The sequence below is a fragment of the Streptomyces sp. NPDC102278 genome, from assembly GCF_044766345.1.
In the GTDB taxonomy this organism is placed as follows: domain Bacteria; phylum Actinomycetota; class Actinomycetes; order Streptomycetales; family Streptomycetaceae; genus Streptomyces.
In genome coordinates, this window is record NZ_JBIWLV010000005.1 from 211,474 (window position 1) to 233,921 (window position 22,448).

The window sequence follows — 22,448 nt, forward strand, 5'->3', positions numbered from 1 at the left end:
CGCGCCTTGCTCCACATGATCGGCTCCGCCTCCGGGCCGGTGTGGGGCGGGGTGGGCCGCAAAACACGGCAGCCCGGGCCGGGCGGGCCACGTACCCTTTTCTGTTGTGCCGAACGCCAATGAAGACAGCCCCAGTGCCCTGAGTCAGGTGCAGAGCCGCGCGGTCAGTGAACTGCTGCGGGTCGCCCCTGTCGCCGACGAACTCGGCCGCCGATTCCAGGAGGCCGGCTTCCGCCTCGCCCTGGTCGGAGGGTCCGTTCGGGATGCGCTGCTCGGGCGTCTCGGCAACGATCTCGATTTCACCACCGACGCCCGCCCCGAGGACGTCCTGAAGATCATCAGGCCGTGGGCCGACTCGGTCTGGGACGTGGGCATCGCCTTCGGCACCGTGGGAGCGCAGAAACTCGGCTTCCAGATCGAGGTGACCACCTACCGCTCGGAGTCCTACGACCGGACCTCGCGCAAGCCCGAGGTCTCCTACGGCGACTCGATCGAGGAGGATCTGGTCCGCCGGGACTTCACGGTGAACGCCATGGCGGTCGCGCTGCCCGAGAAGGTGTTCGTCGACCCGCACGGGGGCCTGGAGGACCTCCGGGAGGGCGTTCTGCGCACCCCCGGCACGCCGCAGGACTCCTTCTCGGACGACCCGCTGCGCATGCTGCGTGCGGCCCGGTTCGCGGCGCAGCTGGACTTCGAGGTCGCTCCGGAGGTCGTGGCGGCGATGAAGGAGATGTCCGAGCGGATCGAGATCGTCTCGGCGGAGCGGGTGCAGGGCGAGCTGAACAAGCTGCTGCTGTCCGCCCACCCGCGCAAGGGTCTGGGCCTGCTCGTGGACACCGGGCTGGCCGACCGGGTGCTTCCCGAGCTGCCCGCCCTGCGGCTGGAGAGTGACGAGCACCACCGTCACAAGGACGTCTACGACCACTCGCTGATCGTGCTGGAGCAGGCGATCGACCTGGAGGAGGACGGCCCGGACCTGGTCCTGCGGCTGGCCGCCCTGCTGCACGACATCGGCAAGCCGCGCACCCGCCGGTTCGAGAGCGACGGTCGGGTCTCCTTCCACCACCACGAGGTGGTCGGAGCGAAGATGACCAAGAAGCGGATGACCGCGCTGAAGTACTCGAACGACATGATCAAGGACGTGTCCCGGCTCGTGGAGCTGCACCTGCGCTTCCACGGATACGGGGACGGGGAGTGGACCGACTCGGCCGTGCGGCGCTACGTACGCGACGCGGGGCCCCTGCTGGAGCGGCTCCACAAGCTGACCCGGTCCGACTGCACCACCCGGAACAAGCGCAAGGCCAACGCGCTCTCCCGTACCTATGACGGTCTGGAGGAGCGCATCGCCCAGCTCCAGGAGCAGGAGCAGCTGGACTCGATCCGGCCCGATCTGGACGGCAACGAGATCCAGCAGGTGCTGGGGGTCGGTCCCGGCCCGGTGATCGGCAAGGCCTACGCGTTCCTGTTGGAGCTGCGGCTGGAGAACGGCCCGATGGAGCGTGGCGCCGCCGTCACGGCCCTCAAGGAGTGGTGGGCCGGCCAGGCCTGAGGTACCGGGGCGGGCGATGTTTCACGTGAAACATCGCCCGCCCCGACTCGGTCACGGGGCCGAGCCGGCTCGTCACGGGTGATGTTTCACGTGAAACGTCGGTCCTGGCGGCGCAGCAGCGCCGCGGTGAGGCCGTAGAGCAGGGCCACGCTCACGATCAGGGCGACGGACTGCCCGTCCGCGGGAAGCATGAGCGAGGCCACGGCGGCCGCGCCGACGAAGGCGACGTTGAAGAGCACGTCGTAGACGGAGAAGACCCGGCCGCGGAACTCGTCGTCCACCCGGGACTGGATGACGGTGTCGGTGGAGATCTTGGCGCCCTGGGTGGCGAGTCCCAACACGAAGGCGGCGATGAGCATCGGTCCGACGGCGAAGAACAGGCCGAGGGCCGGCACGAGCAACGCCGCCGTCGCGGCGCAGACGGTGATCCAGCCCAGGTTGCCCAGACGTTCGACGATCCAGGGTGTGACGATGGCGGCGGCGAAGAACCCGGCACCGGAGACCCCGATCGCGATCCCCAACAGGGCCAGCCCGTCGGACTCGTTGTCCGACCAGGAATAGCGGCAGAGCATGAGCAGCATCACCAGGAGCGCGCCGTAGCAGAACCGCATCATCGTCATCGCGGTGAGCGCCTGGCGGGCGTCCCGGCGGGCGGCGAGGTGGCGCAGGCCCTCGGCCATGCCGCGCACCGTGAGGGCCACCCCCTCGGAGATGGACGGGTGGACCCGACTGGGGGGCTGGTCCGGGCCGAGGAGATCGACGGCCAGGCGCAGGGAAACGAGCGCGGCACAGAGGTAGAACGCGGCGCCGAGGAGGACGACGAGGGCGTTGGACTCGACGGCCAGCAGGCGTACGAGGAAGGCCAGGCCACCGCCGGCGGTCGCCGCGAGGGTGCCGGCGGTGGGTGACAGGGCGTTCGCGGTGACCAACTGGTGGGGGCCGACGACCCGTGGCAGGGAGGCGGCGAGTCCAGCCAGGACGAAGCGGTTGACGGCGGTGACCGACAGCGCCGAGGCGTAGAACAGCCAGTCGGGCACGTGCGCGACGATCAGCACGCCCGTGACACAGGCGAGGAAGGCCCGCAGCAGGTTGCCGTAGAGGAAGACCTGGCGTCGCCGCCAACGGTCCAGCAGTACGCCGGCGAAGGGACCGATCACGGAGTAGGGCAGCAGCAGTACCGCCATGGCCGAGGCGATGGCCGCGGGCGAGGTCTGCTTCTCCGGGGAGAACACCACGTAGGTGGCGAGCGCGACCTGGTAGACCCCGTCGGCGGCCTGGGAGAACAGCCGTACGGCGAGCAGGTTGCGGAAGTCCCTCAGGCGCAGGAGTACGCGCAGATCACGTACGACAGGCATGAGGGAAAGGGTCACACACACCGAGGGTCCCCGGGCACATTGCCCGGGGACCCTCGGTGGAAGAGCAGCCGAAGTCCAGGTGTCCGGAAGGACGCTTGGTGCTTCGCTTCGCGTCGCGCGGACGCGGCGAGCGGTTTAGCGCTCGACCTCGCCCTTGATGAACTTCTCGACGTTCGCGTAGGCCTCGTCGTCGAAGTACTGCACCGGCGGGGACTTCATGAAGTAGCTCGAAGCCGACAGGATCGGGCCGCCGACGCCGCGGTCCTTGGCGATCTTCGCCGCGCGCAGGGCGTCGATGATGACACCGGCGGAGTTCGGGGAGTCCCACACCTCGAGCTTGTACTCGAGGTTCAGCGGGACATCGCCGAAGGCACGGCCTTCGAGGCGGACGTAGGCCCACTTACGGTCGTCGAGCCAGGCGACGTAGTCGGACGGGCCGATGTGGACGTTGTTCTCGCCCAGGTCGCGGTCCGGGATCTGCGAGGTGACGGCCTGCGTCTTCGAGATCTTCTTCGATTCGAGGCGGTCACGCTCGAGCATGTTCTTGAAGTCCATGTTGCCGCCGACGTTGAGCTGCATGGTGCGCTCAAGACGGACACCGCGGTCCTCGAACAGCTTCGCCATCACGCGGTGCGTGATGGTGGCGCCGACCTGCGACTTGATGTCGTCGCCGACGATCGGGACACCGGCCTCGGTGAACTTGTCCGCCCACTCCTTGGTGCCGGCGATGAAGACCGGGAGAGCGTTGACGAAGGCGACCTTGGCGTCGATGGCGCACTGCGCGTAGAACTTCGCCGCCTCCTCGGAGCCGACGGGCAGGTAGCAGATGAGGACGTCGACCTCACGGTCCTTGAGGACCTGGACGATGTCGACCGGAGTCTCGCCGGACTCCTCGATCGTCAGGCGGTAGTACTTGCCGAGGCCGTCCAGGGTGTGGCCGCGCTGCACGGTCACACCCGCGCTCGGGACGTCGCAGATCTTGATGGTGTTGTTCTCGCTGGCGCCGATGGCGTCCGAGAGGTCGAGGCCGACCTTCTTCGCGTCGACGTCGAACGCGGCGACGAACTCGATGTCACTCACGTGGTAGTCGCCGAACTGGACGTGCATCAGACCGGGGACCTTGGCCGCCGGGTCGGCGTCCTTGTAGTACTCGACGCCCTGCACCAGCGAGGCGGCGCAGTTGCCTACGCCGACGATGGCTACGCGAACCGAACCCATTCCGGTTGCTCCCTGTTTGTTCTCGGACGAGGCCTGCGAGATGCAGGCCTCACTTTGCAGTTTCGTCGGACGGACCGGGTCGTCTCTGATCCCGTCCCGCCCGCTCGCTCTCGATGAGCTCGTTCAGCCAGCGCACTTCGCGCTCCACGGATTCCATTCCGTGGCGCTGCAGCTCGAGCGTGTAGTCGTCGAGCCGCTCCCGTGTACGGACGAGCGAGGCGCGCATCTTCTCCAGACGCTCTTCCAGCCGGCTGCGGCGACCCTCCAGCACCCGCATGCGCACTTCTCGTTCGGTTTGACCGAAGAAGGCGAAGCGGGCGGCGAAGGACTCGTCCTCCCAGGTGTCCGGGCCGGTGTGGGAGAGGAGCTCTTCGAAGTGCTCCTTACCTGCTGCCGTCAACCGGTAGACGATCTTGGCGCGGCGCCCTGCGAGTGAAGCGGCGAGAGCGTCTTCCGGGGCGTTGCCCGGTTCTTCGATCAACCAGCCGTTGGCGACGAGCGTCTTGAGGCAGGGGTACAGGGTTCCGTAGCTGAACGCCCTGAACACCCCCAGCGAGGTGTTGAGCCGCTTGCGGAGCTCGTAGCCGTGCATGGGGGATTCGCGAAGCAGGCCGAGGACGGCGAATTCGAGGATGCCTGAGCGCCTGCTCATCCGCCTGCCTCTCCTCTGCCCCTGAGTTTATGCCGAGCTGATGTATCGACTCGATACATCCAGACGATAGAACGGGCGGCCTCCCGCGACAAGGGGTGACGTGGTGACCGGCGTCACATCACTAATTCGACGTACGCAAGTTGCCTGATTTGGGGTGAACTTCGGCACTGATTGGGTTTTGACCGTGCGTAGTCTGTGCGGCATGACACCGGGGGGAACCGGAATGCACCGCCGCTGCCAGGCCACTCGCCTGCCCGAGGAGTAGTCGTTCGATGAGCGAGCATCGCCGTAAACCGCCGCAGCAAGCCCAGGGCGGCGGCCGCGCCGCGTCCCGCCGGCCGGCGCAGCAGCGCCCTGGCCGCGGCGCCGGGGCGGGGCATGACGCCCGCGCGGCGTCCCCCAGTGCTTCGTACGCAGAGCAGTCCCCCTCCAACAGTCGCGTCGAGGCCCGAAGAGCCGCCCAGAGAGGCCCGGGCGGTCGCGGCCGAGGCGGGGCGCAGTCGGGCAGATCCGGAACCGGAGCGAGCCGCTCGGACCGGCGGCTCGTCAACTACCCGCGTTCCGACCGAAACGGGTGGAAACGGTTCGTCCCGTCCTGGAAGCTCGTGAGCGGCACCACGCTGGGGTTCTTCGCGGTGATCATCGCGGGCGCCGGCATCGGCATCGCCATGGTGAGCACGCCGGACGCCAACAAGGCGGCCCAGGCGCAGAACAACGTCTTCTACTGGGCCGACGGCAGTCAGATGGTCGCGACCGGTGGCTCGATGAACCGCCAGATCGTCCAGATCGACGAGATCCCGCTCTCGATGCGCAACGCCGTCATCGCCGCGGAGAACGAGTCCTTCGAGACGGACAAGGGCGTCGACCCGATGGGCATCGCCCGTGCCGTGGTGAACATGGCCAAGGGCGGCTCCACCCAGGGCGGCTCGACCATCACGCAGCAGTACGTGAAGAACAACTTCCTGGACTCCGAGCAGACGCTCAAGCGGAAAGTGACCGAGCTCTTCATCTCGATAAGGCTCGGTCTCACCGCGCCCAAGGACGAGGTGCTCGCGGGCTATCTGAACACCGCCTACTACGGGCGCGACGCCTACGGCATCCAGGCCGCCTCACGCGCCTACTTCGGCAAGGACTGCAAGAACCTGACCCCCTCGGAGAGCGCCTTCCTGGCGTCCGTCCTCAAGGGGCCGAACCTGTACAACCCGGACGGCGGCCTCGGCGCGGCGGCCACCCCCGAGCTCAATGAACAACGCGCGCGCCAGCGCTGGGCCTGGGTCCTGGACCGCGAGGTCGTGGTGGGTCGGATGGACCAGTCCGAGCGCGCCAAGTACACGGAGTTCCCCGCACGCGTCGAGTCGGAACAGGCGCGCGGGCTGTCGGGCCAGACCGGCTACCTGGTCGAGACGGCCAAGCAGTACATGATGAGGAAGCTGCACATCAGCGCGGACAAGATGGCCCTCGGCGGCTACCAGATCCGTACCACCTTCGACAAGGCGAAGGTCGACGCCCTGTCCAAGGCCGTCGACGAGACCCGCAAGGACTTCCTCGACGAGAAGCGCCGGCCCGACACCGACACCCACGTCCAGTTCGGCGCCGCGTCGGTGGACCCGAAGTCCGGGGCGATCGTGGCCCTGTACGGCGGGCCGGGCATGGACAAGAAGCACTTCACCAACAACGCCGACACCCAGGGCGTCCCCGTCGGCTCGACCTGGAAACCGTACGTGTTGGCGGCCGCGATGGAGTACGGCACCCAGAACTCCGACGGCGAGGGCATCTCGGTCGACAGCAAGTACATGGCCAACGACCTCACCGTGATCAACAACCGTGCGGGCAAGCCGCTGCGCGGCAAGAACGGCGAGCCGTTCAAGCAGAAGAACGAGAGCACCACGCCCTACGGGTACGTGACCCTGAACAAGGCGATGGAAAGCTCCATCAACGTCCCGTTCGCCCAGCTCGTCTTCGACGTCGGCCACGACAAGGTCCGCGAGGTGGCCGAGTCCACCGGCATCCTCAAGGACTCGATGGACCCCAACGACAACGCGTCGTTCGCGCTGGGCACCTCGACTCCCAGCGCCATCCGGATGGCGGACTCGTACGCCACCTTCGCCGCTTCGGGCACCCATCACGAACCGTTCTCCGTGACCAGTGTCAAGAAGGACGGCGTGGAGCTTCCCGGCTTCGAGGCGCCCAAGCCGCAGCGGGCCATGGACGACGCCATCGCGGACAACATCACCAAGGTCCTGGAGAACGTCGTCCAGAACGGCACCGCGATCAAGGCCAAGAAGCTGGAGCGGCCCGCCGCCGGCAAGACCGGAACCACCGACAAGAACAAGTCGGCCTGGTTCGTCGGCTACACCCCGGAACTGTCCACGGCCGTCACCCTGTTCCGCAGCGACCCCAACGCCAAGGGGCAGGCGCTGCAGTCCATGAACGGCGTCGGCGGCATCGACTCCATCCACGGTGGTGACATCCCGACCGTGATCTGGACCGAGTACATGCGCGAGGCCCTCAAGGGGGCGCCGATCAAGCAGTTCCCCGAGCCCGACGAGATCGGCGTGATCGCCCACGCCTCCGGCGCGCCGAGCCCCACGCCGCCGGCGCCCTCCCCGTCGATCTCCCCCTCCCCCTCGCCCTCCCCGTCCACTTCTCCGCCCAAGGTGTCCCCGTCCCCGTCCAAGGGCCCCGCCAAGCCGACCTGCCGGCCCTGGCAGGTGTGTGAGCCGGATCCCGACGGCGGCACCACCAACGGCAATGACATCGGTGGCCTGATCGGCGGCGGCAACGGAGGCAACGGCGCCGGCGGTGGGAACGGCGCCGGCGGCGCCGACGGAGGCGGGACCGCGGGGGCCGACGGTGGAGCCGGCGGAGACCCGTCGTCCCCCACCTCGGGTAAACCGGGCCGCCCGGGAGGCGGCAGCTGGGGCACCACCACCGGTGTCGGCGGCTGACCGGTCCACCCCCGCCGTCCTGACGAGGGCCGCCGCACACTGTGCGGCGGCCCTCGTCCGTGCCCGGCCCGGTACGGCAGGATGAGCGCATGACGAAGGTGCACGAGGACCGGCCCGTACTGCCCACCCAGCAGGACGAGGTCGCCGCGGCCGGCAGCGAGCTCATCGGCGGCCCGCTGGGCCGCCATGCCCGCCTGGGCGGCCACTGGCTGAGCCCGGTACGGGTGGTGGTCCTCGTGGCCCTGGGGATGTTCGCGCTGGGCATGGCGCAGAAACTGCCCTGCTACGACTGGGCGTGGTTCCGGGGGGCGGGCTCGCAGTACACGCACGCCTGCTACTCCGACATCCCGCACCTGTACGTCGTACGCGGCTTCTCCGACGGTCTCGTCCCTTACTGGGACCGGCTCACCGGTGACATGGAGTATCTGGAGTACCCGGTGCTGACCGGGCTCTTCATGCAGGTGGCCTCCTGGCTGACGCCCGGCAGCGGCTCCATGCAGCATCGCGAACAGATGTACTGGATGGTCAACGCGGGCATGCTGATGGTCTGCGCCGCGGTCATCGCCGTGTGCGTCGCCCGCACCCACCGCCGCCGGCCGTGGGACGCGCTGCTGCTGGCCCTGGCGCCCGCCTTCGCGCTCACCGCGACGATCAACTGGGATCTGCTCGCCCTCGCCCTGACCGCGGTCGCGATGCTCATGTGGTCCCGCGGCAGGACGGTGCTCTTCGGCGTCTTCGTCGGTCTGGCCACCGCGGCCAAGCTCTACCCGGTACTGCTGCTCGGGGTGCTCTTCGTGCTCTGCCTGCGGGCCGGGAAGTGGCGCGCGTTCGCCTGCGCCCTCCTCGGCACGGTCGGCGCCTGGCTCGTGGTGAACCTGCCGGTCATGATCTTCGCCTGGGACGGGTGGACGAAGTTCTACACGTTCAGCCAGGAGCGGCCCATCGACTTCGGCTCCGTCTGGCTGCTGATCTCCCAGCGCTCCGGGAACCCGCTGGACGACGCGAACACGTACGCCACCGGTCTGACCCTGCTGCTCTGCGGGGGGATCGCGCTGCTCACCCTGACGGCCCCCCGACGCCCCCGCTTCGCCCAGCTGGCGTTCCTCGTCGTCGCCGCCTTCATCCTGGCCAACAAGGTCTATTCGCCGCAGTACGTGTTGTGGCTCGTCCCGCTCGCCGCGCTGGCCCGACCGCGCTGGCGCGACTTCCTGATCTGGCAGGCCGGCGAGGTCGTCTACTTCCTCGGGATCTGGTTCTACCTCGCCTACACCTCCAGCGGGGACAAGCACCAGGGCCTGCCCGTGGAGGGCTACCAGGTGGCGATCGCCGCCCACCTGCTGGCGACGCTCTACCTCTGCGCCGTGGTGGTACGGGACATCCTGCTGCCCGAGCGCGACGTCGTGCGGCGCGACGGATCGGACGACCCCTCCGGGGGCGTCCTGGACGGGGCGAAGGACGTGTTCGTGCTGTCGGACGCGGCGAGGGCGCCGCGCAACGCGACGCCCTCGGCGGGACAGCGGGTCGACTGGGGTCAGGACCCCGGTCGCTGACCGGACCGGATCAGGCGTCCAGCACCCGGTCGAACTGCGTGGTGGTGTGCCGCAGGTGCGCCACCAGCTCGTCGCCCACCTTCGGCTCGGTCGCGTCCGAGGGCACGAACAGGATCGACACCTGCATGTGCGGGGGCTCGGCGAACCAGCGCTGCTTGCCCGCCCACACGAACGGGGACAGGTTGCGGTTCACGGTGGCCAGGCCCGCGCGCGCGACGCCCTTGGCACGCGGCATCACCCCGTGCAGGGCCTTGGGAGCCTCCAGGCCCACTCCGTGCGACGTACCGCCGGCGACGACGACCAACCAGCCGTCGGACGCGGCCTTCTGCTGCCGGTAGCCGAACCGGTCGCCCTTGGCCACGCGGGTGACGTCGAGGACCGCGCCGCGGTACTCGGTCGCCTCGTGGTCGCCCAGCCACAGCCGGGTGCCGATGCGGGCCCGGAAGCGGGTCTGCGGGAACTGCTGCTGGAGCCGCGTCAGTTCCTCGGCCTTGAGGTGGCTGACGAACATGGTGTGCAGCGGCAGCCGGGCCGCGCGCAGCCGGTCCATCCAGCCGATGACCTCCTCGACGGCGTCCGAGCCGTCGGGGCGGTCCAGCGGCAGGTGCAGGGCGAAGCCCTCCAGGCGGACGTCCTCGATCGCGGAGTGGAGCTGCCCCAGGTCCTGTTCGGAGACACCGTGGCGGCGCATCGAGCTCATGCACTCGATGACCACGCGGGCGCCGACCAGACCGCGGACCCCGTCCACGGAGGAGACCGAACGGATCACCCGGTCCGGCAGCGGCACCGGGTCCTCGCCGCGCCGGAACGGGGTGAGGACGAGCAGGTCACCGCCGAACCAGTCCTTGATGTTCGCGGCCTCGTAGGTCGTTCCGACGGCGAGGATGTCGGCGCCCATCCGGGTCGCCTCCTCGCAGAGCCGCTCGTGGCCGAAGCCGTAGCCGTTGCCCTTGCAGACCGGGATCAACCCGGGGAACCGGTCAGCGACCTGCTTCTGGTGCGCACGCCAGCGCGCGGTGTCGACGTAGAGCGTGAGCGCCATGCCCGTCCGGAGCCTCTCTGGAAAGCCGCTTGGTACAGCGGTGCTGTGTATGGGGGGTGGGGCGAAAGTGCGGGTCAGCGGCGGGACATGTAGATGTCGAGCGCCTTGTGCAGCACCTTGTTGAGCGGGAAGTCCCACTCGCCGACGTACTCGACGGCCTCGCCGCCCGTGCCGACCTTGAACTGGATCAGGCCGAACAGGTGGTCGTTCTCGTCCAGCGTGTCACTGATGCCGCGCAGGTCATAGACGCTCGCGCCGAGCGCGTACGAATCGCGGAGCATGCGCCACTGCATCGCGTTCGAGGGTCGTACCTCGCGCTTGTGGTTGGCGGACGCCCCGTACGAGTACCAGACGTGCTGGCCGACGGTGATCATCGTGGCCGCGGCCAGCGGCTCGCCCTCGTGCGTGGCGATGTACAGCCGCATCCGGTTGGGGTCCTCGGAGTTGAGGGCCGTCCACTGGCGCTGGAAGTAGCTGAGCGGCCGCGGGCGGAACTTGTCGCGCTCGGCCGTGATCTCGTACAGGTGCTGCCAGGTCGGCAGGTCGTCGTAGCCGCCCTGGACCACCTCGACGCCGGCCTTCTCGGCCTTCTTGATGTTGCGGCGCCACAGCTGGTTGAAGCCCTTGAGGACATCGTCCAGCGAGCGGTTGGCCAGCGGTACCTGGAAGACGTAGCGGGGCTGGACGTCGCCGAATCCGGCGCCGCCGTCCTCGGCCTGCTGCCAGCCCATGCGGCGCAGCTTGTCGGACACCTCGAAGGCCCGGGGTTCGATCACCGAGGCCTCCACGTCGCGCAGGCGCTTGACGTCGGGGTCCTGGATGCCGGCCTTGATGGCCGCCGAGTTCCAGCGACGGATGACGACGGGCGGACCCATCTTCACGGTGAAGGCGCCCTGCTGCTTGAGGTGGCTCAGCATCGGCTGGAGCCACTCCTCCAGATTCGGGGCGTACCAGTTGATGACCGGGCCCTCGGGGAGGTACGCGAGGTACCGCTTCACCTTGGGCAGTTGGCGGTACAACACGAGCGCGGCACCGACGAGTTCGCCGGATCCGTCGAACCAACCGAGGTTCTCGGAGCGCCACTCGTTCTTCACGTCGGCCCACGCCGGGACCTGGCAGTGGCTAGCGGAGGGCAGGCTCTGGAGGAAACCCAGATGCTGCTCTCGGCTGATGGTCCTCAGGGACAGACTCATGCGGGGTGCTCCTCCGGCGGCTTCGCTGGCTATGGCGCGAAGCCTACTGCGACGGGGGCACCACCCTTCTGGGGGACGGGCCGGGCCCGGGCCGATGGCGGTCCGTGCCCCTGTCGCGGAGGTACCCCGATCAGCTCAGCCAGCCGCCGAAGAGACCGCCGTGCGCCATGCCGAGGTAGAAGCCGACGGCCGAGGCGCCAAGCCCGATGATCAGCGCGAAGCGCTCGCGTGTCGTCACCGAGATGAACTGTCCGTAGGCGCCCGTGAGGATCCCGACCAGCCCGGTCCACGAGCTGAGCAGGTGCAGATTGTCGAAGAAGCCCGTGACGAACGCCACGGCGCCGAGGATCAGGGTGGCCGCCATCAGGGTGTCCTGCAGCGGATGGGGCTTGCCGTCGGTCGCGAAGAGCGAGATGGCGGACTGGGGCCGCGTTGCCTGTGCCATCGGTGGGCACCTCCTGGCTGAAGCAGAGCGGTGCTGCGGGGCCTCCTCCGGCGGAGCCGGGGGCATAGCACCGAGCACACCCGATGCATACAGAGTGTGGCCCTCTCCCGCCGGATTTCAACCGGAAGGAGTCGAGCAGGTAGTCTGTACGGTCTGCGCGGTGTCTGCTCTGTGGACGCCGTGCGTACGCATCACGACCCTCCTGCCACGGAACGACCGTGGCCGCTGAGTCCAAAGGAGGTGGGTTCCACATGCGTCACTACGAAGTGATGGTCATCCTCGACCCCGATCTCGAGGAGCGCGCTGTCTCCCCGTTGATCGAGAACTTCCTCTCCGTCGTCCGTGAGGGCAACGGAAAGGTCGAGAAGGTCGACACCTGGGGCCGTCGTCGTCTCGCTTACGAGATCAAGAAGAAGCCCGAGGGCATCTACTCGGTCATCGACCTTCAGGCCGAGCCTGCGGTCGTCAAGGAGCTTGACCGACAGATGAACCTGAACGAGTCGGTTCTCCGGACCAAGGTCCTTCGCCCCGAGACCCACTGAACTTCGGTTCAGCGGTAATCGGGACCGAGTAGCACAGCAGCCCAGCAGCAATCCCCGCCGAGAGGTTCATCCATGGCAGGCGAGACCGTCATCACGGTCGTCGGCAATCTCGTCGACGACCCCGAGCTGCGCTTCACCCCCTCGGGTGCGGCGGTCGCGAAGTTCCGTGTCGCGTCCACTCCCCGCATCTTCGACAAGCAGACCAATGAGTGGAAGGACGGCGAAGGCCTGTTCCTGACCTGCTCGGTCTGGCGTCAGGCGGCGGAGAACGTCGCCGAGTCCCTTCAGCGGGGCATGCGCGTCATCGTGCAGGGCCGGCTGAAGCAGCGGTCGTACGAGGACCGTGAGGGTGTCAAGCGCACGGTCTACGAGCTGGACGTCGAGGAAGTCGGCCCCAGCCTGAAGAGCGCCACGGCCAAGGTCGCCAAGACCAGCGGTCGCGGTGGCCAGGGTGGGTACGGCGGCGGCGGTCAGCAGCAGGGTGGCGGCGGTGGCAACTGGGGCGGAGCCCCCGGTGGCGGCGCGCCGCAGGGCGGCGGAACTCCCTCCGACGACCCGTGGGCGTCCAGCGCGCCGGCCGGTGGCCAGGCGCAGCAGGGCGGCGGCGGGGGCGGTTGGGGCGGAAGCTCCGGCGGCTCCGGCGGTGGCTACTCGGACGAGCCGCCCTTCTAAGGGCAGCTCGCACCCCCACTTCTTGATCACACAGGAGAGACACAATGGCGAAGCCGCCTGTGCGCAAGCCTAAGAAGAAGGTCTGCGCGTTCTGCAAGGACAAGACCGTGTACGTGGACTACAAGGACACGAACATGCTGCGGAAGTTCATTTCCGACCGCGGCAAGATCCGTGCCCGCCGCGTCACCGGCAACTGCACGCAGCACCAGCGTGACGTCGCCACGGCCGTCAAGAACAGCCGTGAGATGGCGCTGCTGCCCTACACGTCCACCGCGCGATAAGGAAAGGGTGACCGAACAATGAAGATCATCCTGACCCACGAGGTCAATGGCCTCGGTGCCGCAGGTGACGTCGTCGACGTCAAGGACGGCTACGCTCGCAACTACCTGATCCCGCGTCGCTTCGCGATCCGCTGGACCAAGGGTGGCGAGCAGGACGTGGCGCAGATTCGCCGCGCCCGCAAGATCCACGAGATCTCGACCATCGAGCAGGCCAACGAGATCAAGGCCAAGCTCGAGGCCGTGAAGGTCCGTCTGGCCACCCGCTCGGGTGACGCCGGTCGTCTCTTCGGTTCCGTCACGCAGTCCGACATCGCCACGGCGATCGAGGCTTCGGGTGGCCCGAAGGTCGACAAGCGTCGCGTCGAGCTGGGCTCGCCGATCAAGACCCTCGGTTCGTACCAGGTCTCCGTGCGTCTGCACACGGAGGTCCTCGCGAACGTGGGCGTCGAGGTCGTCGCCGCCTAAGTGCTGCGCACGAAGGGCCGCACCCCCTCGGGGGTGCGGCCCTTCGTCGTTTCCGGATGACCACGGGATCGTGTTTGGCGGGCGCAGCGCGGCGCGGTGTTTCACGTGAAACATCGTGTCCGGCGGGTGCCGGGTGGCGCGATGTTTCACGTGAAACGGGGTTTCACATGACTGGCCCGCTCACCGGTGTTTCACGTGAAACACCGATCAGCCGCGACCCGCCATCCGGCGACGCCGATGGCCGGGTGGCTCAGCGGGTGGCCCCGGCGACCAGCCAGCGGCCCGAGCGGGCGCGGAGCTGGAGCGTCACCATGCGGACCAGCATCATCAGGGTCATCGCCCACCAGAGGGCCGTCAGGCCTCCTCCGAGGGCGGGGACGAGGAGAGCGGCCGGAGCGAACACGGCGAGGGTCAGCAGCATGGCCCAGGCGAGGTAGCGGCTGTCTCCGGCGCCCATCAGGACTCCGTCCAGGACGAAGACGATGCCGGACACCGGTTGGGAGATCGCCACGACCAGCAGCGCGGGCAGCAGGGCGGCCTCGACCGCAGGATCGCCGGTGAACAAAGGGATGAAGACCGGGCGGGCCAAAGCCACCAGCAGCCCCAGGACGATGCCCGCGGCGATGCCCCACTGGACCATCCGACGGCAGACGGCTTTGGCCCCCTCGGTGTCCCCGGCTCCCAGGTAGCGCCCGATGATCGCCTGGCCGGCGATCGCGATGGCGTCCAGGGCGAAGGCGAGCAGGCTCCAGAGGGAGAGCAGGATCTGGTGGGCGGCGACGTCGGCGTCGCCGAGCCGGGCGGCCACGGCGGTGGCGATCATCAGGACGGCGCGCAGTGACAAGGTGCGGACCAGCAGCGGTACGCCGGCCTGGGCGCAGGCCCGAATTCCCGCCGGGTCGGGGCGCAGGGAGGCGCCGTGCCTGCGGGCTCCGCGAACGACCACGAAGAGGTACGCGGCGGCCATGGCGCATTGGGCGATGACCGTGCCCCAGGCGGAGCCGGCGATGCCGAAACCGGCCCCGTAGACGAGAGCGACGTTCAGGACGCCGTTGAGCGTGAAACCGCCGATGGCGACGTAGAGCGGGGTCCGGGTGTCCTGGAGGCCACGGATGACACCGGTGGCGGCCAGCACCATGAGCATCGCGGGGATCCCGAAGGCGGAGATCCGCAGGTAGGTGATCGCGTAGGGCGCCACGTTGTCGGAGGCCCCGAGGAGGGAGACCAGCCAGGGGGCCGCGGGCAGGACGACGGCGACGACGGCCCCGCCCAACAGCAGCGCGAGCCAGATGCCGTCCATGCCCTGGCGGATCGCCGCCTGGAGGTCGCCCGCACCCACCCTGCGGGCGACCGCCGCGGTGGTGGCGTAGGCGAGGAAGACGAAGACGCTCACCGCGGTGGTGAGCAGGGCGGCGGCGACGCCGAGGCCGGCCAGCTGAGGTGTGCCGAGGTGTCCCACGATGGCGCTGTCGGCCATCAGGAACAGGGGTTCGGCGACGAGGGCTCCGAACGCGGGGACGGCCAGGGCGAGGATCTCGCGGTCGTGTCGTCTCGGCGCAGCTTTCGTTGCTGTGGAGGCCTGTGTCATGTGCTCAATCTAATCTTCCACAGGTAATGGATGCAAGGGTCTTTGGGGCCTTACCGAAGCGCTGACTTGGGTGTTCTCCGCACCCCGTTGGGGGCGATCTTGAGACAGTGGCGAAGAAATTTCTTCCCCACGGCTCCACAAGAGAGAAACCGCAGCTCAGAGTGGGTGTGGGGGGAGGTCGGGTGATTTTGTCCACAGCGTCGTCCCCCGGTCCGTACACAGCTTGGAGGCAGTTACCCACAGCATTGGCGCCGTCGTCCACATCTCATCCACACACCCTGTGGATAACAAGATTGGCTGACGTCGCTCGCGGCCCTACCGTGGTGCGTTGCCCCGACGCGCCGACAGCCGATTCGGGTACCCCAAATGTCAGAGCCGTGTCGTAGAAAGAGTGACACGGCGAGGTCCGCGCAGCGGACGGGAGGAGGCGGCCCGGTGAGCATGCCCGAGCCCATGGACGACCCTTGGGCCGACAGCGGTCCAGGTGACCGTCTGCCCGCCCGCTCGCGCCGTAAGGGAGAGGGTCGCGGCCGCGGGGACGACCAGCAGGACCAGGGCCGTGAGGGAGGCTCCTGGGACGGCGGGGGCGGCGGCTTCGAGCGGGTCCCCCCGCAGGACCTCGACGCCGAACAATCGGTGCTCGGCGGCATGCTGCTCTCGAAGGACGCCATCGCCGACGTCGTCGAGGTCCTCAAGGGCCACGACTTCTACCGGCCGTCCCACGAGACGATCTACCAGGCCATCCTCGACCTGTACGCGAAGGGCGAGCCGGCCGACCCGATCACGGTCGGCGCGGAACTGACCCGGCGCGGCGAGATCAGCAAGGTCGGCGGGGCCTCGTACCTGCACACGCTGGTCCAGTCCGTGCCGACCGCGGCCAACGCCGAGTACTACGCCGAGATCGTCCACGAGAGAGCCGTACTGCGGCGCCTCGTCGCGGCCGGCACGAAGATCACGCAGATGGGATACGCGGCCGACGGCGATGTGGACGAGATCGTCAACAGCGCCCAGGCGGAGATCTACGCCGTCACCGAGCAGCGCACCTCGGAGGACTACCTGCCGCTCGGCGACATCATGGAAGGCGCCCTCGACGAGATCGAGGCGATCGGTTCCCGCAGCGGCCAGATGTCGGGAGTTCCGACCGGATTCACCGACCTGGATTCGCTGACCAACGGCCTGCACCCCGGTCAGATGATCGTCATCGCTGCCCGACCCGCCATGGGCAAGTCGACGCTCGCGCTGGACTTCGCCCGCGCCTGCTCCATCAAGAGCAACCTGCCGAGCGTCATCTTCTCCCTCGAAATGGGTCGCAACGAGATCGCGATGCGCCTGCTCTCGGCCGAGGCCCGCGTGGCGCTGCACCACATGCGCTCGGGCACGATGACCGACGACGACTGGACTCGGCTGGCCCGCCGGATGCCGGACGTGTCCGCCGCCCCGCTGTACATCGACGACTCCCCCAACCTGTCGATGATGGAGATCCGGGCGAAGTGTCGCCGGCTCAAGCAGCGCAACGACCTGTCGCTCGTCGTCATCGACTACCTCCAGCTGATGCAGTCGGGTGGCTCGCGCCGGCCAGAGAGCCGCCAGCAGGAGGTCTCGGACATGTCCCGAAACCTGAAGCTGCTGGCCAAGGAGCTGGAGGTCCCGGTGATCGCGCTCTCCCAGCTGAACCGTGGTCCCGAGCAGCGCACCGACAAGAAGCCGATGGTCTCCGACCTGCGTGAATCGGGCTCGATCGAGCAGGACGCGGACATGGTGATCCTGCTCCACCGCGAGGACGCGTACGAGAAGGAGTCCCCGCGTGCCGGTGAGGCGGACCTGATCGTGGCGAAGCACCGTAACGGCCCCACGGCCACCATCACCGTGGCCTTCCAGGGTCACTACTCGCGCTTCGTGGACATGGCCAACACCTAGGCGCCAGGGGGGAGGGGCCAAACCGCCGCTCCCCCGGACGGCGCGCCGCAGGTGGCCGCTGGTTCATCGATCCCCGGATGTCCCGGCGACGGCCGGTCCACAGCCCGCCGGCAGGCCCGAGACGACCAGGGCGACGGCTGCCTCCGGGGTGTCGGCGTCGCCGATGACGGCCCCGCGGGATGGTGCGTGGACCCGGTACCGGCCGTCGCTCAGCGGATCGACGTGCGGCACGTCCCGCGAGTACGGAATCCCGACGCACGTGGTGAAGTGCAGCGAGCGGTGACTGGTGAACGGATAGAGCCGGCGCAGCTTCGGCTCGGCGTACGCGGCCTCGGCGATCCTCAGGGTCGACCGCGCGTAGGAGAACAGGTCCTCCTTTTGCCGGAGGCCTTCCAGGAGCAGGCGCCATCCGACGGCGACGGCCGCGGCGGGGCCGCGCTCATGGGCCCGCGCCAGTTCGGTGACCGTGACGAAGGGGGCCGCCTCGTGGATCTCCCTGAGCGTCGCGCCCTTTCGCCAACCCTCCAGGGCCAAGGCCATGTCGCCGAGGTCCGGGGTCGAGCCGGAGATCAGCCGAACTCCCCTGCACCAGCCGCTGAGGATGAACTGCCGTTCCGCGGATCCGAGGGTGATCCAGCACGTTTCCCGGTCGACGACCTCGCTCGCGACGCCGGCGGAGCCTAATGGATCCGATTCGCTCACCAGGACCGGATCCCAGCCGAGCCCGAGCCCGGCGGCCACCGACTCCAATGCCGCGGCGAGGCTGCCGGCGGACGTCAGGTCCGGATACGGATCGGGCTCCGTGGGCGACGGCACGCGGCGGCTCGGGTCGGCAGAGTTCGAAGTCACCGCCCGAGTCTCCCGCCGATGCCGAGATGTTCGCCATCACTTGGGAATATCGACGGAGGGAAATTCCCCCGGGCGCGGAACCTGAGAGCCTGGGGATCATGGACACCTTCTCCGAAGACCTGGAACTGCTTCCCGCGACCCGACGCGCGCTGAGGCACCGGATCGCCGTCGCCCAGCGCGACGGGCGCGCCCCGTCGGTCGTGGCGGCCGTCGTTCGGGGCGGTGAGGTGGTCTGGGAGGGCTCTCGTACGAGCGTCGAGGGCCATGGCCCCGACGGGGACGTGCAGTACAGGATCGGTTCGATCACCAAAACGTTCACCGCCGTGCTGGTGATGAGGCTGCGCGACGAGGGCTTGCTGAGCCTCGGGGACGCGGTGGGGAAGTACCTGCCGGGGACGGGCGTCGGTGAGGTGACGGTGCGGCAACTGCTGGCACATACGGCGGGATTGGCCGCCGAGACCCCGGGCGCGTGGTGGGAGCGGACGCCTGCCGCCCTGCGCCCGGAGCTCACGGACGTTCTGGGAAAGCGGCCCTTGCTGCACGAGCCCGGTACGCGCTTCCACTACTCGAACCCGGGCTACACGCTGCTGGGGTCCCTCGTGGAGGCCGTGCGCGGGAAGCCGTGGCAGGACGCGCTCCGCGCCGAGGTGTTGGAGCCGCTCGGGCTGGCCCGTACGACGGCGGGGCCGTCGGCTCCGCACGCGGGCGGCTGGGCGGTCCATCCGTGGGCGGACGTGATGATGCCCGAGCCGCTGGAGGACCTGGGCCTGATGGCTTCGGCAGGTCAACTCTGGTCCACGACACGAGACCTGGCCAGGTTCGCGACGTTCCTCGTGCGGGGTGACGAGCGGGTGCTGAGTGCCGCGTCACTGCGGGAGATGAGCACATCGGCCGCCCCGGTGGAGGGTGTCGCCGAGCCCGGCTACGGGTTCGGACTCCAGCTGATGGACGGCCCTGGGCGCCGGCTCGTGGGGCACGGGGGATCGCTGCCCGGCTTCGTCGCGGCTCTCTGGCTGAGCGAGGCGGAAGACGTCGCGGCGGTGGTGCTGGCCAACTGCACGTCGGGCCTGCCGGCCACGACGGTGGCCGTGGACCTGGTGGCGATCGTGGCGGAGGCGGAGCCCCGGTTCCCGGAGCCGTGGCGGCCCTTCCGCGAGGCCGATCCGGTGGCCTTGGATCTCTGCGGCCCCTGGTACTGGGGCACTTCGGCCCAGGTGGTCCGGCTGACCTCCGACGGGGTCCTGGAGTTGGCACCGGTCGGAGCGACGGGGCGTACCGCGCGCTTCCGCGCCGAGTCGGACGGGAGCTGGACGGGTCTCAACGGCTACTACGCGGGCGAGACGCTCCGGGCGGTACGCCGGGCGGACGGCTCCGTGAGCCACCTCGACCTGGGCTCCTTCGTGTTCACGCGGGAACCGTACGACGTCCAGGCTCCGGTGCCCGGCGGGGTGGATCCGCGGGGTTGGCGCGGCATCTGAGCCGCCGCTACGCCACCAGCTCTCGTTCCAGTGGGGTGCGGAAGCGGGGAGTGATGCGGGCCGCGCCGATCCACTCCGAGAGCCGGGCGGCTTCGGTGGTGACCGCCTCTTCGGCCGCGCGGCCGGGGTCGCCCAGCAGCCGCCAGACGATCTCGCCGTCGGGTCGCTGGGCCCAACCGCCGATGATCTCGCCGTTCCACCAGACGGTGGGGCCGACGTTGCCGGCGTAGTCGAAGAGGACGATCCGGTGGGCGGGGTCGAGGTGGAAGCCGCGGTCGGCCCATCCCATGGCACTCGGGTCGAGCCCGGGCAACAGCGCCGCCCAGGGCTCGGGCGCCGGCTCGGGTCCGATGTCACCGGGGCTGACGAGGGCGCCGGTGCCGTCGTCGAGACGGACGTGATCGGGGCCGACGACGGCCAGTGCCTTGCGTACGTCGGTGAGGGTCCAGCCGGTCCACCACTTGAGGTCGGCTTCGGTGGCCGGCCCGTACGCGTGCAGCCAGCGGCGGGCGATCTCGGCGCGGGCTTCCGCGGTCGGCAGGGGCGGCCAGGGGTCGGTGTGGACCCAGCGGTACTGGCTGGAGGTCCAGGAGCCGCGCGGGCGGTCGCGGCGGATCCGGCCGTCCGCGGCCAGGAGCCTGATGACGCGGGTCGCGACACCGGTCTCGGTCTCGTACTTCTTGCCCCGTCCCAGGGTGATCTTCTGCCGCAGAGCGGGCACGGCGGCGGAGAGTTGGCTGCCGGTGGAGGGACCGAGCCCATCGAGGGCGTCGAGCGCGGCCGACTCGACCCGGGCGAGCCAGTCGGCGTCGAGTCCCTGGCCGTCCTCGTCGAGGTGTTTGAGGAAGGTACGACGCTCCTTGGCGGCGATCCCCCGGGCCGTGGACGCGTCCACGTGGGGCGCCAGTTCGGTGGAGACGGCGAAGAGCGTATTGCGCATGCTCAGCAGTCGTACGAGGCTGACGTCCTCGTACAGCGCCTGCTCGATGGCTGCGGGGTCCGCCCCGGTGAGGCGGGCGCGGGCCGAGAGGAACACGGTCGCGGCGTCGGTGGCGTGCAGGGCGACGACGGCGTCCGCAGCCTCGTGCACGCGGGCGGCACGGGCCGAGGGGGCCAGCCGGTGCCGGCGGCCGAGGCGGTGGCGGCGTTCCGCGGTGGTGACGAGGGGGAGGGCGGGGCTCATCCTCCCGATCGTAGGCCGGACCGCCGCGGACGGCCCGGCCTTCCGGTTCGTTCCGTCAGAGCTGGAGCTTGAACCCGACGTGGGAGGCGGTGAACCCGAGCCGCTCGTAGAAGCGGTGGGCGTCGATCCGTGTCACGTCCGAGGTCAGCTGGACCAATTGGCAGTTCTCCAGACGGGACTGCTCGATCGCCCACTCGATGAAACGAGTGCCCAGGCCACTGCCCCGTTCGTCGGCGTGGACGCGCACGCCTTCGATGATGGAACGGGAGGCTCCCTTGCGGGAGAGCCCCGGGACGATGGTGAGCTGGAGCGTGCCCACGATCCGGTCCTCACGTACGGCGACCACCAACCGCTGGTTGGGGTCGTCGTCGATGCGCTTGAGGGCCGCGATGTACGGGGCGAGATCGTCCGGGGACTCACGGGTCGCCCCCAGCGGGTCATCGGCCAGCATGGCGACGATGGCGGGCAGGTCGGCTTCGGTGGCGGGGCGGATGGCGAGTTCGGCGGTGGGGTCGGTCATGTGCGGTGGTTCCCTCCTCAGCCCGCGGCGACGGTGAGCGGTGCCCAGCGTCGGGTCCAGTCACCGGGCAGACCGGGGACGTCGCGGGTCATGACGGCGTTGAAGGCGATCGAGTCGAGCCCGCGATCCTTGAGCCAGGCGAGGAGCTCTTCGTGGCGTACGTCGACATCGGTGCGCAGGGGTCGCTCGGTGGCGCCGGCCAGCGCGGTCACGAGGGACCGGGCCACGAGGGTGTCGTGGGCGATCAACGGCCCGATGACATGGGTCTCCATGTTGGGCCAGAGCGCCGCGTAGCCGATGAGTTCGCCGGAGTCGTCCTCGGCCACGAGCAGTCGATCCGCGAAGGCGGGCAGCCGCGTGATCACGTGGGTCCGATCCGCGCCGAACACCTCGGTGTCCAACCGGACGATCCGTGCGATGTCCTCGGCGGTGGCGGTCCTGATCGAGGCGGCTTCTGGACCCTCGGTCTCCGGGGACTCCGCTCGGAAGGTGCCCATCAGCATTTCGGCGCGGCCCGTGGTGTCGAAACCGAGCTCCTCGTAGAGCGGGCGGCCGTAGGGGGTGGCGTGGAGGGTGAGCGCGACGCCCTTGAGCACGTCGTCGCAGACGTGCGTCATGAGGCGGCGGCCGATGCCCTGGCGTGCGTACCGGTCGGCGACGAGGACCATTCCGATGGCGGCGAGTTCCGGTGCGGCCGGGTTGCCGCCGTACCGGGTGACCACGCAGGCCGCTGCGAGGCCGCGCCCGTCGGGGGCGTCGATGCCGTAGCCGTCCCCTGCGGCAAGGAGCAGCCCCCATTTGTGCTCCTCGCGGGGCCAGCCGCGGTCCTCGGAGAGGTCGGCGCAACGACGGAGATCGTCCATGGTCAGTGCGCGGATCGGCAGGTCGGTGAGCTGTGGTGGTGTCACCGGACCAGACTGGATCATCAGCCGGTGGGGAGTCCAGGGGATTCCGGAACTCGGATCAAGAAGGGACGCTGGGCACGGGAGCGGGTGCGAGGG

The 22,448-nt window shown here is 69.2% G+C and carries 20 protein-coding genes; 9 read left to right on the forward strand and 11 right to left on the reverse strand.

The features are described 5' to 3' along the window. Window positions 1-106 precede the first annotated feature (106 nt). Window positions 107-1,549 (forward strand): CCA tRNA nucleotidyltransferase, encoded by a 1,443-nt coding sequence (locus tag ACIRO3_RS15620; protein WP_361770705.1) that lies wholly within the window; start codon window positions 107-109, stop codon window positions 1,547-1,549. Between the two features lie 86 nt (window positions 1,550-1,635). On the opposite strand, the gene ACIRO3_RS15625 is transcribed toward ACIRO3_RS15620, so the two are convergent. The 3 genes from ACIRO3_RS15625 to ACIRO3_RS15635 all read right to left on the reverse strand — a co-directional run bounded on the left by ACIRO3_RS15625 (window position 1,636) and on the right by ACIRO3_RS15635 (window position 4,774). Further along, window positions 1,636-2,904 carry an MFS transporter gene (locus tag ACIRO3_RS15625; protein WP_404136708.1) on the reverse strand — a complete coding sequence of 423 codons (1,269 nt, stop codon included), beginning with the start codon at window positions 2,902-2,904 and terminating at the stop codon, window positions 1,636-1,638. Window positions 2,905-3,039: 135 nt separating this feature from the next. Then, complete coding sequence (locus ACIRO3_RS15630; protein ID WP_361770709.1) at window positions 3,040-4,122, reverse strand: inositol-3-phosphate synthase; 1,083 nt, start codon at window positions 4,120-4,122, stop codon at window positions 3,040-3,042. 49 nt (window positions 4,123-4,171) lie between these two features. Then, the gene (locus ACIRO3_RS15635; protein ID WP_053683962.1) at window positions 4,172-4,774 is read right to left on the reverse strand and encodes a PadR family transcriptional regulator; all 603 of its coding nucleotides are present in this window, start codon (window positions 4,772-4,774) and stop codon (window positions 4,172-4,174) included. Between the two features lie 272 nt (window positions 4,775-5,046). Between ACIRO3_RS15635 and ACIRO3_RS15640 the strand changes: the two genes are divergently transcribed. Further along, entirely contained in the window at window positions 5,047-7,722 is a 2,676-nt protein-coding gene (locus ACIRO3_RS15640) for a transglycosylase domain-containing protein (protein WP_404136713.1), read from the forward strand. Between the two features lie 89 nt (window positions 7,723-7,811). Continuing rightward, window positions 7,812-9,272: a glycosyltransferase family 87 protein gene (locus ACIRO3_RS15645; protein ID WP_404136716.1), complete on the forward strand. Its 1,461-nt coding sequence runs from the start codon at window positions 7,812-7,814 to the stop codon at window positions 9,270-9,272. A gap of 10 nt (window positions 9,273-9,282) precedes the next feature. On the opposite strand, the gene ACIRO3_RS15650 is transcribed toward ACIRO3_RS15645, so the two are convergent. The 3 genes from ACIRO3_RS15650 to ACIRO3_RS15660 all read right to left on the reverse strand — a co-directional run bounded on the left by ACIRO3_RS15650 (window position 9,283) and on the right by ACIRO3_RS15660 (window position 11,952). Then, entirely contained in the window at window positions 9,283-10,314 is a 1,032-nt protein-coding gene (locus tag ACIRO3_RS15650; protein WP_351749825.1) for an alanine racemase, read from the reverse strand. Window positions 10,315-10,388: 74 nt separating this feature from the next. Then, entirely contained in the window at window positions 10,389-11,507 is a 1,119-nt protein-coding gene (locus ACIRO3_RS15655) for a peptidoglycan bridge formation glycyltransferase FemA/FemB family protein (RefSeq protein WP_053683970.1), read from the reverse strand. Between the two features lie 130 nt (window positions 11,508-11,637). Then, a complete protein-coding gene (locus ACIRO3_RS15660) occupies window positions 11,638-11,952 on the reverse strand; it encodes a hypothetical protein (RefSeq protein ID WP_361770716.1) in 315 nt (104 codons plus the stop codon). A 251-nt stretch (window positions 11,953-12,203) separates the two neighbouring features. Between ACIRO3_RS15660 and rpsF the strand changes: the two genes are divergently transcribed. The 4 genes from rpsF to rplI all read left to right on the forward strand — a co-directional run bounded on the left by rpsF (window position 12,204) and on the right by rplI (window position 13,912). Further along, window positions 12,204-12,494 (forward strand): 30S ribosomal protein S6, encoded by a 291-nt coding sequence (gene rpsF / locus ACIRO3_RS15665; RefSeq protein ID WP_004950685.1) that lies wholly within the window; start codon window positions 12,204-12,206, stop codon window positions 12,492-12,494. Between the two features lie 72 nt (window positions 12,495-12,566). Beyond that, entirely contained in the window at window positions 12,567-13,166 is a 600-nt protein-coding gene (locus tag ACIRO3_RS15670; protein ID WP_361770718.1) for a single-stranded DNA-binding protein, read from the forward strand. A 44-nt stretch (window positions 13,167-13,210) separates the two neighbouring features. Continuing rightward, window positions 13,211-13,447: a 30S ribosomal protein S18 gene (gene rpsR / locus ACIRO3_RS15675; protein WP_003956534.1), complete on the forward strand. Its 237-nt coding sequence runs from the start codon at window positions 13,211-13,213 to the stop codon at window positions 13,445-13,447. 18 nt (window positions 13,448-13,465) lie between these two features. Further along, window positions 13,466-13,912, forward strand: a complete 447-nt coding sequence (gene rplI / locus ACIRO3_RS15680; RefSeq protein WP_361770721.1) for a 50S ribosomal protein L9 — start codon at window positions 13,466-13,468, stop codon at window positions 13,910-13,912. Window positions 13,913-14,162: 250 nt separating this feature from the next. On the opposite strand, the gene ACIRO3_RS15685 is transcribed toward rplI, so the two are convergent. Continuing rightward, window positions 14,163-15,500 (reverse strand): MATE family efflux transporter, encoded by a 1,338-nt coding sequence (locus tag ACIRO3_RS15685; RefSeq protein WP_404136720.1) that lies wholly within the window; start codon window positions 15,498-15,500, stop codon window positions 14,163-14,165. Window positions 15,501-15,941: 441 nt separating this feature from the next. Between ACIRO3_RS15685 and dnaB the strand changes: the two genes are divergently transcribed. Then, window positions 15,942-17,417 carry a replicative DNA helicase gene (dnaB, locus tag ACIRO3_RS15690; protein ID WP_361770976.1) on the forward strand — a complete coding sequence of 492 codons (1,476 nt, stop codon included), beginning with the start codon at window positions 15,942-15,944 and terminating at the stop codon, window positions 17,415-17,417. Window positions 17,418-17,480: 63 nt separating this feature from the next. On the opposite strand, the gene ACIRO3_RS15695 is transcribed toward dnaB, so the two are convergent. Continuing rightward, entirely contained in the window at window positions 17,481-18,266 is a 786-nt protein-coding gene (locus tag ACIRO3_RS15695; RefSeq protein WP_404136723.1) for a DUF6193 family natural product biosynthesis protein, read from the reverse strand. A 98-nt stretch (window positions 18,267-18,364) separates the two neighbouring features. Between ACIRO3_RS15695 and ACIRO3_RS15700 the strand changes: the two genes are divergently transcribed. Then, window positions 18,365-19,744, forward strand: coding sequence for a serine hydrolase domain-containing protein (locus tag ACIRO3_RS15700; protein ID WP_404136726.1), 1,380 nt, complete (start codon window positions 18,365-18,367; stop codon window positions 19,742-19,744). Window positions 19,745-19,751: 7 nt separating this feature from the next. Here ACIRO3_RS15700 and ACIRO3_RS15705 read toward each other — a convergent pair whose 3' ends face one another. Genes ACIRO3_RS15705 through ACIRO3_RS15715 form a run of 3 tightly spaced genes read right to left on the reverse strand, consistent with a single transcriptional unit; the run spans window position 19,752 to window position 22,355 of the window. Continuing rightward, window positions 19,752-20,927, reverse strand: coding sequence for a winged helix DNA-binding domain-containing protein (locus ACIRO3_RS15705; protein ID WP_404136729.1), 1,176 nt, complete (start codon window positions 20,925-20,927; stop codon window positions 19,752-19,754). Between the two features lie 55 nt (window positions 20,928-20,982). Beyond that, window positions 20,983-21,447 carry a GNAT family N-acetyltransferase gene (locus ACIRO3_RS15710; protein ID WP_361770731.1) on the reverse strand — a complete coding sequence of 155 codons (465 nt, stop codon included), beginning with the start codon at window positions 21,445-21,447 and terminating at the stop codon, window positions 20,983-20,985. 17 nt (window positions 21,448-21,464) lie between these two features. Then, window positions 21,465-22,355 (reverse strand): GNAT family N-acetyltransferase, encoded by an 891-nt coding sequence (locus ACIRO3_RS15715; protein ID WP_404136732.1) that lies wholly within the window; start codon window positions 22,353-22,355, stop codon window positions 21,465-21,467. Window positions 22,356-22,448 lie beyond the last annotated feature (93 nt).

Excerpts from the sequence above, each read along its gene's own strand:
- ACIRO3_RS15625 (WP_404136708.1), bottom strand. The coding sequence starts at position 2,904 with ATGCCTGTCGTACGTGATCTGCGCGTACTCCTGCGCCTGAGGGACTTC.
- ACIRO3_RS15630 (WP_361770709.1), bottom strand. The coding sequence starts at position 4,122 with ATGGGTTCGGTTCGCGTAGCCATCGTCGGCGTAGGCAACTGCGCCGCC.
- ACIRO3_RS15635 (WP_053683962.1), bottom strand. The coding sequence starts at position 4,774 with ATGAGCAGGCGCTCAGGCATCCTCGAATTCGCCGTCCTCGGCCTGCTT.
- ACIRO3_RS15640 (WP_404136713.1), top strand. The coding sequence starts at position 5,047 with ATGAGCGAGCATCGCCGTAAACCGCCGCAGCAAGCCCAGGGCGGCGGC.
- ACIRO3_RS15645 (WP_404136716.1), top strand. The coding sequence starts at position 7,812 with ATGACGAAGGTGCACGAGGACCGGCCCGTACTGCCCACCCAGCAGGAC.
- ACIRO3_RS15650 (WP_351749825.1), bottom strand. The coding sequence starts at position 10,314 with ATGGCGCTCACGCTCTACGTCGACACCGCGCGCTGGCGTGCGCACCAG.
- ACIRO3_RS15655 (WP_053683970.1), bottom strand. The coding sequence starts at position 11,507 with ATGAGTCTGTCCCTGAGGACCATCAGCCGAGAGCAGCATCTGGGTTTC.
- ACIRO3_RS15660 (WP_361770716.1), bottom strand. The coding sequence starts at position 11,952 with ATGGCACAGGCAACGCGGCCCCAGTCCGCCATCTCGCTCTTCGCGACC.
- rpsF (WP_004950685.1), top strand. The coding sequence starts at position 12,204 with ATGCGTCACTACGAAGTGATGGTCATCCTCGACCCCGATCTCGAGGAG.
- ACIRO3_RS15670 (WP_361770718.1), top strand. The coding sequence starts at position 12,567 with ATGGCAGGCGAGACCGTCATCACGGTCGTCGGCAATCTCGTCGACGAC.
- rpsR (WP_003956534.1), top strand. The coding sequence starts at position 13,211 with ATGGCGAAGCCGCCTGTGCGCAAGCCTAAGAAGAAGGTCTGCGCGTTC.
- rplI (WP_361770721.1), top strand. The coding sequence starts at position 13,466 with ATGAAGATCATCCTGACCCACGAGGTCAATGGCCTCGGTGCCGCAGGT.
- ACIRO3_RS15685 (WP_404136720.1), bottom strand. The coding sequence starts at position 15,500 with ATGACACAGGCCTCCACAGCAACGAAAGCTGCGCCGAGACGACACGAC.
- dnaB (WP_361770976.1), top strand. The coding sequence starts at position 15,942 with ATGCCCGAGCCCATGGACGACCCTTGGGCCGACAGCGGTCCAGGTGAC.
- ACIRO3_RS15700 (WP_404136726.1), top strand. The coding sequence starts at position 18,365 with ATGGACACCTTCTCCGAAGACCTGGAACTGCTTCCCGCGACCCGACGC.
- ACIRO3_RS15705 (WP_404136729.1), bottom strand. The coding sequence starts at position 20,927 with ATGAGCCCCGCCCTCCCCCTCGTCACCACCGCGGAACGCCGCCACCGC.
- ACIRO3_RS15710 (WP_361770731.1), bottom strand. The coding sequence starts at position 21,447 with ATGACCGACCCCACCGCCGAACTCGCCATCCGCCCCGCCACCGAAGCC.